The organism is Nostoc sp. DSM 114159, from assembly GCF_053470285.1.
This window is the reverse complement of the sequence record NZ_JBPFEH010000001.1, coordinates 6,503,089-6,516,742: the sequence shown is the minus strand read 5'-3', so window position 1 is coordinate 6,516,742 and position 13,654 is coordinate 6,503,089. Positions and strand designations below refer to the sequence as shown.

Annotated in this window: 12 protein-coding genes; 2 read left to right on the top strand and 10 right to left on the bottom strand. The window is 40.3% G+C overall.

The window, feature by feature from the left end:
* Positions 1-144 precede the first annotated feature (144 nt).
* The 9 genes from cas6 to ACR5KR_RS27495 form a co-directional block, all read right to left on the bottom strand.
* On the bottom strand, positions 145-981 hold the full coding sequence (cas6, locus tag ACR5KR_RS27535; protein ID WP_448268686.1) for a CRISPR-associated endoribonuclease Cas6: 837 nt from the start codon (positions 979-981) through the stop codon (positions 145-147).
* Positions 971-1,591, bottom strand: a complete 621-nt coding sequence (locus tag ACR5KR_RS27530) for a 2OG-Fe(II) oxygenase (RefSeq protein ID WP_190894279.1) — start codon at positions 1,589-1,591, stop codon at positions 971-973. The genes cas6 and ACR5KR_RS27530 overlap by 11 nt, the downstream gene beginning before the upstream one ends.
* 79 nt (positions 1,592-1,670) lie before the next feature.
* The gene (gene cas3, locus ACR5KR_RS27525) at positions 1,671-3,944 is read right to left on the bottom strand and encodes a type I-D CRISPR-associated helicase Cas3' (protein WP_448268685.1); all 2,274 of its coding nucleotides are present in this window, start codon (positions 3,942-3,944) and stop codon (positions 1,671-1,673) included.
* Positions 3,937-4,695, bottom strand: coding sequence for a type I-D CRISPR-associated protein Cas5/Csc1 (gene cas5d, locus ACR5KR_RS27520; RefSeq protein ID WP_448268684.1), 759 nt, complete (start codon positions 4,693-4,695; stop codon positions 3,937-3,939). Before cas5d ends, cas3 begins: the two co-directional genes overlap by 8 nt.
* 2 nt (positions 4,696-4,697) lie before the next feature.
* Entirely contained in the window at positions 4,698-5,726 is a 1,029-nt protein-coding gene (cas7d, locus tag ACR5KR_RS27515; RefSeq protein WP_448268683.1) for a type I-D CRISPR-associated protein Cas7/Csc2, read from the bottom strand.
* A 17-nt stretch (positions 5,727-5,743) separates the two neighbouring features.
* Positions 5,744-8,437 carry a CRISPR-associated protein Csc3 gene (locus tag ACR5KR_RS27510; protein ID WP_448268681.1) on the bottom strand — a complete coding sequence of 898 codons (2,694 nt, stop codon included), beginning with the start codon at positions 8,435-8,437 and terminating at the stop codon, positions 5,744-5,746.
* 111 nt (positions 8,438-8,548) lie between these two features.
* Entirely contained in the window at positions 8,549-8,908 is a 360-nt protein-coding gene (locus ACR5KR_RS27505; RefSeq protein ID WP_448268680.1) for a DUF5615 family PIN-like protein, read from the bottom strand.
* A complete protein-coding gene (locus ACR5KR_RS27500) occupies positions 8,905-9,156 on the bottom strand; it encodes a DUF433 domain-containing protein (protein ID WP_448268679.1) in 252 nt (83 codons plus the stop codon). Before ACR5KR_RS27500 ends, ACR5KR_RS27505 begins: the two co-directional genes overlap by 4 nt.
* The gene (locus ACR5KR_RS27495; protein WP_448268678.1) at positions 9,119-9,244 is read right to left on the bottom strand and encodes a DUF433 domain-containing protein; all 126 of its coding nucleotides are present in this window, start codon (positions 9,242-9,244) and stop codon (positions 9,119-9,121) included. Before ACR5KR_RS27495 ends, ACR5KR_RS27500 begins: the two co-directional genes overlap by 38 nt.
* A gap of 209 nt (positions 9,245-9,453) precedes the next feature.
* Here ACR5KR_RS27495 and ACR5KR_RS27490 point away from each other — a divergent pair, with 209 nt between their 5' ends.
* Positions 9,454-10,317 (top strand): helix-turn-helix transcriptional regulator, encoded by an 864-nt coding sequence (locus ACR5KR_RS27490; protein WP_448268677.1) that lies wholly within the window; start codon positions 9,454-9,456, stop codon positions 10,315-10,317.
* Positions 10,318-10,531: 214 nt separating this feature from the next.
* Positions 10,532-11,824 carry a glycosyltransferase gene (locus ACR5KR_RS27485; RefSeq protein ID WP_448268676.1) on the top strand — a complete coding sequence of 431 codons (1,293 nt, stop codon included), beginning with the start codon at positions 10,532-10,534 and terminating at the stop codon, positions 11,822-11,824.
* A 287-nt stretch (positions 11,825-12,111) separates the two neighbouring features.
* Here ACR5KR_RS27485 and glmM read toward each other — a convergent pair whose 3' ends face one another.
* Positions 12,112-13,584 carry a phosphoglucosamine mutase gene (gene glmM, locus ACR5KR_RS27480; protein WP_448268675.1) on the bottom strand — a complete coding sequence of 491 codons (1,473 nt, stop codon included), beginning with the start codon at positions 13,582-13,584 and terminating at the stop codon, positions 12,112-12,114.
* Positions 13,585-13,654: the final 70 nt, after the last annotated feature.

Here is a 13,654-nt window from a genome sequence, read left to right as displayed (position 1 = left end):
AATTTTTAAGTAACCAATGTTTAAGTATTGTAGCAGACTTATTGTCCGCATCGATGCGGACAATAGGCATATTGATTCAATGCCGCAATGGAAACATATTCAGTTTGATTCATAACTTAGATGGTTTTTAAATGATGATTGAAATTAGGGAGAATACAGCCGCCGCGTCATTCCCATACCCATAGTTGTTTTGCGACCAATTCCTGCATACAAAGCAAAATCAGCTAAAGCATTAAGTTGCTTAATTTGTATGGGTTCAATTTGTCCCAAAATTTTGTAATTAACTTCGCCAATAATGCCAATAAATTTGCTGCGAGAATCGGCTAATATTTCTGTGTGAATGTTGACAAAAGAAGGAAAAATTGACTCGATCGCAATCTGAGTAAATTCTATACCACTGTATTTATTCCACCGCGAAAGTAGGGAATTGAAAACAGATTCTCTGGTAGGAAGGGTAGTATCATACTGTCCTTGACGAAAGGCGGTAGGCGTGGAAAAGGTAAGGTTAATGGAAGAATTGCGCTCGCTAGCTTCTTCGTATAATTGAGCATAAGTACTGGCATTAGCCCAAGGTTGAATAGATTGGGGTGTGCCTTGAATGCTGGTAATATACAAGTCAGCCGGGCCAAGATGCCAAGGGCGATTGGGATTAAGATTTAGCCAGAGTTGGGTAAGTTTGCCAAATAGAGTGTCATCTAATAAAGAGATGCGCCACCAACAAGGAGTTCCGGCGGGAATGGGTTGTTGATGTGAATATTGCAATTTAGATCCCCCTTTACCACCCTTCAAAAGGGGGGAGTTAGTTTGAAGGGGAGAGAGAGTAAAGGCTTTGTCTGCGGTGGAATCGTGCAAGCGATCGCCTAATTCTTTATCTACAGAACTAACAAGGGTTAAAAATAGAGCGTGGAGATGTCTACCTGTGAGATACTGTGGTGGAATAGGCGATTGAGGTAGCAAATTCAACACTAAACTATGAGGCATACTTTCTTTTTTTGGTTGTAGACTGAGTGCTTCTTGACTCTACAGTAAACTCAGGGATTTCCTGGAGTTCAGCATCACTCAAACTATACTGTTCGCAAACGAGACTTAGACGATTTCCTGGGGTTTTGACAGCGTTAACCGAATGGGTTAAATCACCTTGAAAATAAACTAAAGTATTGAATTGGGGCTTAATTTGCCCAAGTTGGCGTTTGTGCGATCGCAATACCAGTTCTCCCCCTTCCATATCCGCAGGTACGCGCACATAAAGCACACTCACAACCGCAGGCGGTTCAATGGTTTTAGAGTAGGAACGCAAAGAGCGATCGATATGCGGATCGACGCGGGAGCCTTCTTTGAGTTGTAAAGGATTGAGGTAAAAAGCATTACAATTCGGCTGGAGAGCCAAATCGAGGTAAGGCTTGAAGTAGGGAAACTGCTGTTCTACTTTTGCTAATCCAGAACGCTGAAATACTACAGAAAATCCTTTAGTGGCGACAAAATCGCGGTTGAGGTTGTTGATAGCAAAGTAAGGACAAGCTTGGATTTCTCCCCACAAGTTGTTTAGATAATCGCTGGGGAAGGCGTTGGTTTGTTGTTGATAGTGTTTCACAGTGGATGTCAGAGAAATATACTTATAAATCGATGTTCTATAAATTCTCGCACCATTGGTGCGAGAATTTAATTACTTATCACACAATCAAAACTTCATCATCTGGGAGACGTAGCTGTTTAAACTTCATTGCCATTGTTAAAATTCCTGACAATCCTGCTAAAAGCTCATATTCTTTTTCACCATCATCACAAACAATATTTATGGGATAGGAAATAATTCCTTGTTTACGTAATTGAAAAAGAGCAGCAGCATTAGCTATGGGGCAAATAATTACTCCTGGTAACAAGTGTTTTGACAATGCCTGTAGTTCAGGTGTTGGTCGTACTGCTTCTCCAATACTGCGGATAACCGTACAATTTTGAAAAGCTGTTAACTTATTTAGCTCTGTATTAACAAACTCTTGCCGAATACCAATGAAACGCATTCTAAAGCTCAGTTTATAGGTTTCAGTAGCACGACTTTTAATTTCGATGAAATCTCCATTCTGAGTAAATTCGTAATAGCGTAATAAGTGAAAAGGATCTATTTGAGTTTCTTCTGATTCATCTAGCAGTAAACCATGAGGATCGCGGATGGGAAGGCTTTCAAATAGACTATAGCGAAAACTGAATAATGGCGCATAACTGGTACTAAAAACCTCAGCAAATTCTTTGAGTTCAGCTAATATTTTATGTTCTTTAAACACATCCTCGTATGCTTCTATGTTTGTGCGTCCAGCTTGTAAATCATCCGACTCTTCAGGCGACTTTACCTTGATATAGGTTCTGACGAAAGCCTGACCGCCTTTGATATATTTCCAATCTTTTTTTAATTTTTCTAAAGAAGTTTTAGCAATGTTTTCAGCACCTCGTAAAACTTTGATTCTATAACTATAGTCTTCCCAAGTGCGATTTCCTCCCAATACAGATTGTAGAGTCTCAAATAATTTAGGTATTAATTCAGCACCTGAAAGATTTTGCAAAGCTTCTTCAAATTCTAACAAGGGACGTGCGATTTCTAGAGATGCTTCTGAACGCCAATAAGCTGTCAAAAAAGGCTTATCCAAACAAGGAAGTGTATTAAGCACCTCTTTTAGCGCTGTACGTCCCCCAATAGTATCTAGAGAGGTTAAGCCTTCTTCCCAAGCGTTAGCGGGTAAGTAAGCAATGGCTTCCGAATCAATATTAGTTTCAGATTTACCCAAAACACGCCCTACTCTACCAATTCTCTGCCAAAATGCCGCGCGATCGCGTGCTGAAAAAATTAACCAATCTAAATTTTGTCGTTTCGGTTCAGGATGTCTTTCAAAGTTAAATCCTACATCTACTGTGCTAGTAGCCAAAATGATTTTACATTGCATAGCCCTTTGTCTATCTTTTTTAGGTGCAGGGCCTGTAATGCGTCCAATGTAATCACCAAGTCCTTGCTGTCTTAAGGAAGTTGATAGACAATCAATATTATTAAGCGAGTCCAGAATTACAGCACCATTTTCATTAGGTCTTTCTCGAAAACGTTGGATAACTTCTGCTTCTAACTCTGCTAGCCACTCTTTATTACTATCTGGTTTTGGTCTTAATTCTAGATTCACTGCTGTTTGTGATGGTAAAAGATTAGTATTACCTGCTTCTCCATTAATTATTGCTATTTTCACACCAGCTTGTTTTAAATTCTGCAATGCTAATTCACAAGCTGGTTCTGGTGTTGCTGTGAGTAAAACTACCTTGCGTCCATTTTCAAAAAAGCGAAAAACATGAGAATAGGCAAGATAAAACAGCATTCCTACTAACTGTTTAGCATCGTAGAGGTGAAATTCATCAAAAATGACTGTCGAAAATTTGGTGTAAAAACCAGCAGCAATATTACCTCTATCCAGATTATTATATGCAAAGAAAGTTGCATAGTAAAAAATATCAGGATTTGTTACCAATAGAATTGGTGTATTCGCCCCAACATCATCGAAAACTGTAGCAGGATTTCGCAAAACATTATATAGCTTTTCTCCTGAACGACGACCAACTTTATCGTCAGGCCAGCTTTTGATATCTTTAGCTGAGGCTGATTTCACAACATGAGGTAAATTAGCATCACGAACGAACTGTTTTGCTGCTTCTGTTTGCTGTTCAATTAAAGCATTAGTGGGAGCAATGTAAACAGCACTTCGATTTGACTGATGTTTTAATACTGTTAGTCCGGCTTTAGTTTTACCTGTGCCAGTTGGTGCTAAATCAAGGATAATGTCTGCATCCTTAGATTGTTCAAATACATCTAGTTGGTGTTGAAGTGCATTCTTTATGAAAGATATTTTATCTGGTGATGCACAAGCTGAAATACTGCGGGGTTCTAATCTGATAACTAAGTTTTGATTACTCATTGCTACTTTCTCTACCGCAAAAATGTAAACCTGCTGGTACAATCATTTCTCCAATTTGCCAAGCAGCACCCCGAAAACGAAGATTTTTAATGATGGGTGCAGGAGGAATGGAAATTAAATCGAACGCTAAAGCCTCTATTTGCTGTGGTAAATCAGCAGCATTTAGATAATGTTGACTTTGATATTCATCTTCTGCTAGTAAAGTCACAGGAAATTCATTCAGCACATTCACTTGAACTTTACTCATGAATTTACCAAGGCGAATATAAGTTGGTAATTGGTGATTTCCAAATACCAAAGTTTGAAATTTGTTTCTGCGTTCAATCATCCGCAGTCTTCCAGTTTGCGGAAAATTACTTGGTCTAAATGAACTTGGTTTTTTACCTTGGCGTTGTAATGGTAAATCTTCCCGCGCCGTAGCAACACGGTTATTAGTCATTGCATACCAGTAAGCATCAGAAAGAGCATTAAAACGTTCAAATCTGAATGTAATTCTACCTACTGGTGAAGCTGGTAAAATATAAAAATCTTGCGCTATTGGTTGGAAATCTTCTTTGTAGGTTGGTCGTCCTGTAGCCTGACCTTGGAGGCGATAGGGGGAATTTACTCTACCTAAAGCATAAGTAAGAGCATAATTCCCAATTACCCCCTCAGTGTAATAGGTATCAGACAACTCCCTAGAGGCAAAAAAGACTGGTTCAAGACAGTATAATTCAACAAGTTTTGCCTGCTGAAAAGGAATTGTTGGCATATTTAACTCTCTACTTCAACTGGTGTATTTTTTCCTTTAGCCTTAGCCTTTTTCTTTTCAGTTGCGACGTGACGGAAGGGTTCATAAGATTGGGTTAAACGCTTAAGAAAATTATCACGTTCGGCTTCTGACCAATTAGTTTCTACATCAGTTAGTAAATTTGCTAATTCTTCTTCAGATAGCTGCACAGAAACCCCTCTCTTATTTTTCCAATTAGCAATTACTTGTTTGCTTGCTGTAATTAATTGATTAATATTCAAAGGATGTTCTAAAGGCTTACCTAAGACATCATAAGTAGCTTGTACAAGTTCCAGAGAACTAGGAAGTTCGGTAATACTACCAAATACACCTAATATTTGGTTTTCCATTCGTCCAACACGACTAGAAACTGCACCATAACGACTTGTGAAAATAATGTTACCAACGATATAGCGCAGTTCATCAGCAGTTACGTCTTTGAGAGTCACAACATCCAGAAAATGCACGCCTGGTTTAATGTATTCGCTAGTATTTAAAGCTGTTGAGGCGTTACCTTTCTCATCGCGCATTGTGCCATTTTCGTAGATGGCGTTGATGGTGCGATCGCCTACAACATCGCTAGCAGGTAAAATACTAAAAGCATCTTCAGTCCAGATGCGACTTTTTTGAGCGCCACCACCACCAGCCGCGAAGCCGTAGAGAAAACAATCTACACACATTTCACAAGGTGCATTAGTATTTAAAGAACAAAGAGAGCCATCTTTAGAGTTAGTATATAAAAGCTCATGCGCTCTTAAATGTTCTCGTCCATAGCGTCTTTCTGGTGCTACTTGTTTGCGCTTAGTCATTACCAAGCGTTGAATTATAGTTTTTTGATTTTCACCCTCAAAACCAGCTTGGACAAATTCGCTAGACATTGGCTCACCGGAACCTTCTGTGCGAAAGATAGTTTCAGAATGGGTTGTTCTTAAAATAACTAAAGTTATAAAACGCCCTTTTGGAAAATTCTCATAACTTGTTGCTAGTACTGGAGAAAGTTTTGAAATTGACATGATAAACTCCTAATTATTTAAACAGTTGCAGTTGTTTCGACAAAATCATCTTCAGATTGGTTTTTAAGCTGTTTACGCGCTTCTTCAAGGAAGAATAAATAAGCAGCTTCTAAAGTTTTTTGGTCAGATAAAAACTTTTCAGGACGTGCTGAATAAACCTCCTCATATAGTTTTCGTAATAGCTCGTAATAACGCTTGACCTGTTCATACTTTGTTGCACCTACTCCATGCTCCCGGATACGGTCTAAGCGAGTATGATATTGCTGTATTAAAGCAGCAAAAATTACATCTAAACCCAAATAAGGCTTTTGAGAACGAATAGCAGCAATAAAGGCTGTAAACGGTTCTGCTTGAGCAGTTCGTTTAAAAGAACTTCCCCAAATTTTTCCCTCTGCTGCAACTTGAGCAGCTTCTCGAAGATATTTAGTTAAGAGTAAGTTTTCATCCGGCATAAAGCTCTCCAGTAAAGTATTTAACGGTTCACAAATGCGGCTCCAAATAACACTTAAGTTTGGTTCGTCTTGTTCTCGCAGAGTCCAACGTAGCAAGACATAATAAAGTTCAATTGGTCTGACACAAGCACGAGCCAAATCATACAAACAATCATCAGCTTTCTGAATACTTGCAATAGATGTTGCTAGTTTGCCAATGCAACGTAGTCGCTCAAGAATTTTTTCTGCATCTTGGCGTTGCTGATATTGTCCATTTCCTAATAAAGTTTGCAGTGCAGAAGGAATTCCCTCTATTCGTCCGTAAACATCATTAGATAACTCCACTTCTAAATTGCTACTCAAGGTAAAAGCAAAGCCAATATCTAAAGACAAGGAAATTTCTAAAGCAAGTCTCAGTGATTTTAGTAAAGCTAAAGAATTATTAACATCTCCCCAAACTAAAGGAACAATGACAGATGTATGAACAAAATCAGGACGTTTTGGTAATGCTAAACCAACTACTTTGTTAGCTTTAAATTCAAGCTGGTTATCTTTATATAATTTCAATTCATCAACTGTGACAGTACCTCCTTCAGCATTTGTCGCTGCGAGTTTTTTTAAAAGTTCACGCCAAATTCTCAACAGTTCTGGAGCAGAACCTTTCGGTAATGCTAAGTGCAAATAAAGAGGGTCTTGTTTTTTAACAGCAGGAAAATTCGCCCCGACTGCCATTAATTGGTAGGCTAAAGCTGCAATTGAATCTGCTTGTCTTTTCGGTTCAGCACTGATACCACCCGGTAAGCGGTTAGAAAAAGCTTGTACTTTTGTACCAGGAGGCATATTATCTGAAATTAGCTCATCTATATCAGTAGAAGTAGAACCTAAAGAGCATCTTTGTCTGGGATTTGCTTCTACATAAGCATTTAAATCATTGCCTCCATTTAACCGAATAGCAAAAGGTAAATTTACCATTCTGCTAACGGCTGCAATCATTTCTTCAGATACTTCTGTTTCTTCAGATATTTGTGTACTTTCCTTTCTTAGCTGGAAAGATTCTTGTAGAGCTTCTTTAATACCCTCAATGCCTTTAACAGCAGCCTTAGCAGCAAATAAAGGTCGCCCATATTGACCATTAAACGGCTCAATTGCAGTGCGCTGAAGTTCGGATATACCCGTATGATGAGCGATTTTATCCCAAACTTCTTTAGGGCTTAATCCGGCTTCTCTATAACTGAGGTAAGCTGCCTTTAAACCTTCAGATATAGCAAATTCTTCTGCATTACTTACAGGTAATAATTGAAGTTCAGCCGCTTTTATTAGTGCATCTGCACCAGCCGCTTCACCCCACTTAGTTACATCTTTAGCAATCTTGTCTGATTTATATCCAGCTTTTTTCCTTTCTAAAAGAGCCTCAACATTTACCAATACTTCCTCAATATTTTGTTGGATAGCTTGAGAAGTAACTTTAATACCATCCTTGGTAGCTCTAACAAGTCTTTCAATATTATTACCAAAAACTTGGTCAATTTTAATTTGCCAAACAACAGCGATTTCTTTTGTCAAATCTACATTTGATAAAGCTTCTCCTTCAAAAAGTTCGCCATCAGGGAAAATTGCTAAAGGATTTAACCCATATTTTTGTAAAACTTCTTCGCAAGCACCCAGCAATAGGGCTGTAATATAGCCTTTATCTTCAGAGATGCGGATTCTAAAAAGATTACAGCTTCGTCCAAAAGCAACGGTTAATTCTTTTTCCAGTTTGCGAAAACGTTGTGCATCTGGAATTCCTAAATCAAACAAGTCCGCAGCTGTCAGCATCGCCGCCCAACGTTCAATATTTGGGTCTTCTGGTAAAAATCTTGCTCCATCACTAACGTTATGACCTGAATGGCGTTCAATTAGCTTTCTAACTAACTCCAAATCATTTTCTGAGACAACAAATGTAAGTACACAAGCCTTTTCAAGTTGTTCTCGTAAAAATTCCTGATTTCTAGCTAAGGTTTTTACTTTTCGTTCTTGAGGGTCTAATTTATTCAGGTCATGTACAGCAGTTGCAGCTAGTAGCAAAGGTCTTTTATCTTCTGGAACTTCTGCTATTCGGCTGACTGTCAAAATGAACTGACACGCAGAATCGAGGTGTTCTGCAAGGGTTGTACCCTTTCTTACGCCGTACTGGTGATGATGTGCATGATTTTCGTAAAGCTGGGGGCGAATTTCAGTGAAATAAATCTCCTCCAAGGTTTTGGGAGGAGCATTTAAAAGCCGACTGCGCTTAATCATGTTGAAAGATATGAATTTAATACCAAACTCAGTCTCACAAAGTGGTCAACAAACACCATAGTCTGTGTTAATTTATTGCGCCACTAGTACGAGTTTTTACTGAATGAATTTTCAAGCCCTATTTTCAGGTGGGCGAATTCTGACTCTATCTAATTCAGCAGTTACAATTGCACCAGAGAATAATTCGTCTCCGTAAAGCTGGAGTACCTGCAAACAAACTATTGATTGTTCTTTGGTTGAGAGATTAATTAAGCGCAAGATACCACAGTGAAGATTTCCCCGCAGAATTGCTAACTCTCCAAAATCTTTATCAAGGGTGACTAAAATCCTACTTTCACGATAGGCGGTTGCCAAAATTTCCTCGTCACCTGGGTCTTTTGGCCAATCTCCAGACCAAACTACATCATACCCAGCCGTTTGTAAATCGGTACGCACCCTAGCATTAATGCAAGTATCTAGTAGTATTTTCACCTTGGGGATTCTATGAATAAAGGTTCAACTCGTTCATGACCAACTAACCTTCGTGCATAGATTAAACAGGCTTGTACATCTTCGCGTTCTAACCAGGGGTAAGCTTCTAGCAAAGTTTCAATAGTATCTCCTACTGCTAACATTCCTAAAATATGTTCAACAGCTAGACGACGACCTCGAATAATCGGTTTACCACCAAAGATTTGGGGGTTAAATGTGATTCTTTCTAGTAATGTTTGTTCGTTCATGGTTTATACGATGACCTCTAATACAAGGTTTACCGAAACAAATATTGGAGTCAAGGGAAATTCTGGACAGCAAACGATCATCGGTCATGGTCGTTGACCTCACTAGCTGTTATTTGTGGGAAATAGGAGTAGACGAAACTACCCCCAATAGGTCGAAAATACGATACTCTGGCTTTTTCCGTATTTGCCTAGCGAGTAACATTGTGTTTTTTTTGGTTTTGAAATTATTGATTAACTTGGTATACATATAAAATAACTATTAATACCATCTATGTCAATAGTGTAATTACAAATTTGATGCCAAGAAAAAAAGAAACGATTACACTGTCAATTCCGCCAGGAAGCAAGGAACAACTAGAAGCGATCGCTCGCCGTCTCAATATCAATTGGGGCAAAGAACCCAGTATTTCGGGCTTAATAGTAGCGATCGCACAACAATCTGTAGAGGTTGGAAAGCCCTTTACACTTGACTCTAACCAAGTTAATGCCTTACAGCAGGCAATAAAAGCTTTGAATGATGCAGGTCACATAGGAGAAGCGCAAACTGTACTTGCACTTTTACTAGAACGTGGCAATCTCGAAGCACCTCTTCGTCAATTACTGATGAAACAACTTAGTCAACCTATCCAAGAATGGCGAAATACGATAGAAGAACTAAGTAAAGCTAAACAGCCTTTCTACATTCTCTATTCCAACTCTCAAGGTCAGGAATTAGATTATAAAGTTCGTCATGCTGAAGTACGCTTTTTTGAGAAACGCTTTTATCTCATGATTTGGTGCGAAGAGACAGCAGACGTAGAAAACGATATCCCCGAATTACCCGAACTTTGGCACAATCGTTGTTTAAGTTTTGAACGAATTAAGTCTGTTGTCCCGACAAGTGGAGATTGGCGAGGTGAACTTGATTATGTGAAGGTGCAATTACACTTTCGAGGTTGGCTAGCTAAAGCCTATCAACCCAAAGAAGATGATATTGAGGATGACATGATTAATGATGTGCGTCAGGTGGTGCGGCGAGTAGCTAATCCTTTCTGGCTGATTCGAGAAGTATCGCGGTATTGGGAAGATTGCGTGATTGTATCACCTGAGAGTCTCCGCGATCGCCTTAAACAAAAACTCCTCACCCTCTGCCAGTTATACGATATCGAAACCAAAAGTTAAGTCTTGTGGGATAGGCATCTTGCTTGGCTGGTTGTCGAAGTGTCGAAACACTGCCTCCAGCCTATTCTTTGTAAAAATTCTTTCTGTTGAATAACCCATTGGGGCGGATTCTAGCAGTTGTAGCAGGAGTGAGCGGTTTCCTTTTGGGAGCAGTGACGATGCTATTATTACGTCGCAGGACTAAGCCGCGAACCGAAAGGACATAGTAAATCAAGTGGGAATAAGTACCTATCAACCCAGTAAAAATATTAGCTTTCATCGCCGTTTCAAAGCAACCCTAGTAGTTTTATTAGTCTGGGGTGGCGTGAGTTTGCTGCACTGGCTACCAAAAACACAATGGTTGATGCTGGGATTAACGGCAATCCTGACTGTGCAAACGTTACGGATGCTGTTAGCTAAACCAGCGGCGGCGGTGATGGATAGTGAAATTTATTTACCGCCAGTCTCGATTTTAGTTCCGGCTAAAAATGAAAGTCCAGTCTTGGCTAATCTAGTTTACTGCTTATGCCAACTTAATTATCCCAGCGATTCCCTAGATATCTGGGTTGTTGATGACGGTAGTACCGATGAAACGCCCCAGGTTTTGAAAGAATTACAAACTCAATTTCCAGCTTTACAAGTTCATCGACGGGAATCAAAAGGTGGTAAATCAGGCGCATTGAATGCGGTGTTTCCCTTTACTCAAGGGGAGATTATCCTAATCTGTGATGCGGATGCTCAGTTAAGAGCCAATTTTCTCCAGCAAACAGTACCTCTGTTTCATCAGCAAGCGATCGGTGCAGTGCAAGTACGAAAAGCAATTTCTAATGCTAATACCAATTTCTTAACTTGTTGTCAGCAGATGGAAATGAATTGTGATAGCTTTCTACAAACCCATCGCATTGCTATTGATGGAATGTCTGAACTGCGCGGTAATGGGATGTTAGTTCGTCGGGAATTGTTAGAAAAGTGTCAAGGTTGGAATGAGAACACTGTCACCGATGATTTGGATCTTTGTTTCAAACTCTATTTAGCAGGTACGGAAATTGAGTTTGTTACAGTTGCATCAATTCAGGAAGAAGGTGTAACTACTTGGGAAAAACTTTGGAATCAACGCTGTCGTTGGGCTGAAGGTGGCTATCAGCGTTATCTAGATTATTTTCCGCAAATTCTTACTTTAGGTTGGGCAAAAGAAATTGATTTAATATTATTTTTTATATTGCAATTTCTTCTACCAATTGGATTAATACCCGACTTACTTTGGACAATTTTTTATAGCCATCATCCAGTTCTGTTTCCCTTGCAAACACTACTCAGCATCATTCTGACAAATGCCTTTACTGCTGGACTTTACCAATTTCAAAATTTACGAGGATGGTCTTTGGTTTGGGCAACAATTCAAGGGTCATTATACATGGTGCATTGGATTCCTGTGATGATTGTAGCCACTTCAAAGATGTGTGTGCAGCATGAGCGATCGCGCTGGGTAAAAACTGAACATAGGGGAGGAGTTAATGGAGAGGCTTGAACCCAAGTTGTGAGCGCTCAGTCGAAGGATTTTCATTTTAATCCAAAATCGTTCGACTGAGCGACTTGCCTTGAGTTTCGACTGCGCGGTAATCGAGCGACTTGTACTGAGCGTAGTCGAAGTAAGTCGAGATTCAACTACCGCGAAGTCGAAAGGAGCCGAAGTCTAAAATCTAAAATCTAAAATTGTTCGGTCACAGCTTCTAGACATAACCAAGGGTGGTTAATTCGTAGAAGCTGTGATTAAACTTGGCGTTTTTTTGCAGATGAGATGAGATATTAGCTAATTTAATCCATCAGATGCTGCTGTACTTTGGAAACTAGTTCATTTGTCCAGTAGTTGGCGAGTTCGGCATTGGCTGCTTCCACCATTACTCTGATGACTGGTTCTGTGCCAGAAGCGCGAACCAAAATTCTGCCGGAATCGCCCATTGCCGCTTCAGCAAGAGCGATCGCTTGTTGCACAGGTTGGCAATCTTGCCATCCCAAACGGCGATCGCGATCGACAACGCGCACGTTCCGCAATAATTGGGGATAGGTTTGGAAGCTTCGATCTACTAATTCGCTCAAGGGAACACCCGCCTCTTTCAGCAAAGATGCTATGTGTAATGCGGTTAACAAGCCATCTCCTGTGACAGCATAGTGACGGCAAAGAATATGCCCTGATTGTTCGCCACCTAGCATTCCCCCAGTGCGCTGCATTTCGGCTTGCACGTATTGGTCGCCAACTGCGGTACGAATTAAGTTACCACCAATTTGCTGCCAAGCTTTTTCAAAGCCTAAGTTGGCCATGACTGTAGATACAATCAGGTTGTCTGGCAATTGTTGGTTTTGTTGTAAGTGTCGTCCCCACAGGTAGAGAATGTAATCGCCGTTAACTTGCCTGCCTGTATTGTCTACTGCTAAGACGCGATCGGCATCGCCATCGAAGCCAAAGCCGATATCGGCGTTGTGTTCTTGTACCGTTGCTGCCAAAATGTCTAGGTGGGTGGAACCACAGTTAACATTAATGCGATCGCCATCTGCTTCGTTATGCAAGCAGATTACCTCCGCTCCCATTTGTGTAAATACTGATGGTGCTAACCCAACTGCGGCTCCCCACGCCAAGTCTAAAACAATCTTCATTCCCTGAAGATTTAGGGCACCGTTTAAGGGTTTTTTCAACGCCGAGCTATAATCTTCCACTAACTCGAAACGTGAGTAATGCCGTCCGCAATTACTGACTCTCGCGATCGGTGATATCTTGCCACGCAGTCCTGCTTCTATTTCTGTCTGCAATATTTGCGGCAACTTCCCACCATTGCTACCAAAAACCTTAATCCCATTGTCTTCTGGAGGATTATGGCTGGCAGAAATCATCACTCCACCAATGGCATCAGTGACGCTGGTGAGATAGGCAACGCCAGGAGTGGGACATAATCCCAAATACCAAACCTCTAACCCCGCTGCTGTTAACCCTGCACTCAAAGCCATTGCCAGCATATCGCTGGAGTTTCTAGAGTCCTGTCCGAGAATGACTGGCCCTACTTGAGTTGCATGATTACGTAAAACAATCCCCGTCCAAAAACCAACTTGCAATGCTAAAGGCGCATTCAGTAATTCTCCGACTCGTCCGCGAATCCCATCTGTGCCAAATAAGGGATTTGCTGGTAATGGGATTAAATTCAGTCCAAAACTGCTCTCAATCCCTTTGCCCAATCCCTCAACTTCAGAAGTAGAACCCCCAGAAATGCCCGATGTCCGAGTTATAGATGAAACCATATTTTTAAACACTCCACACAATCACACTGAAAAATAAATAGCACTTAAGACTTTATTCAGCAATTTTGAC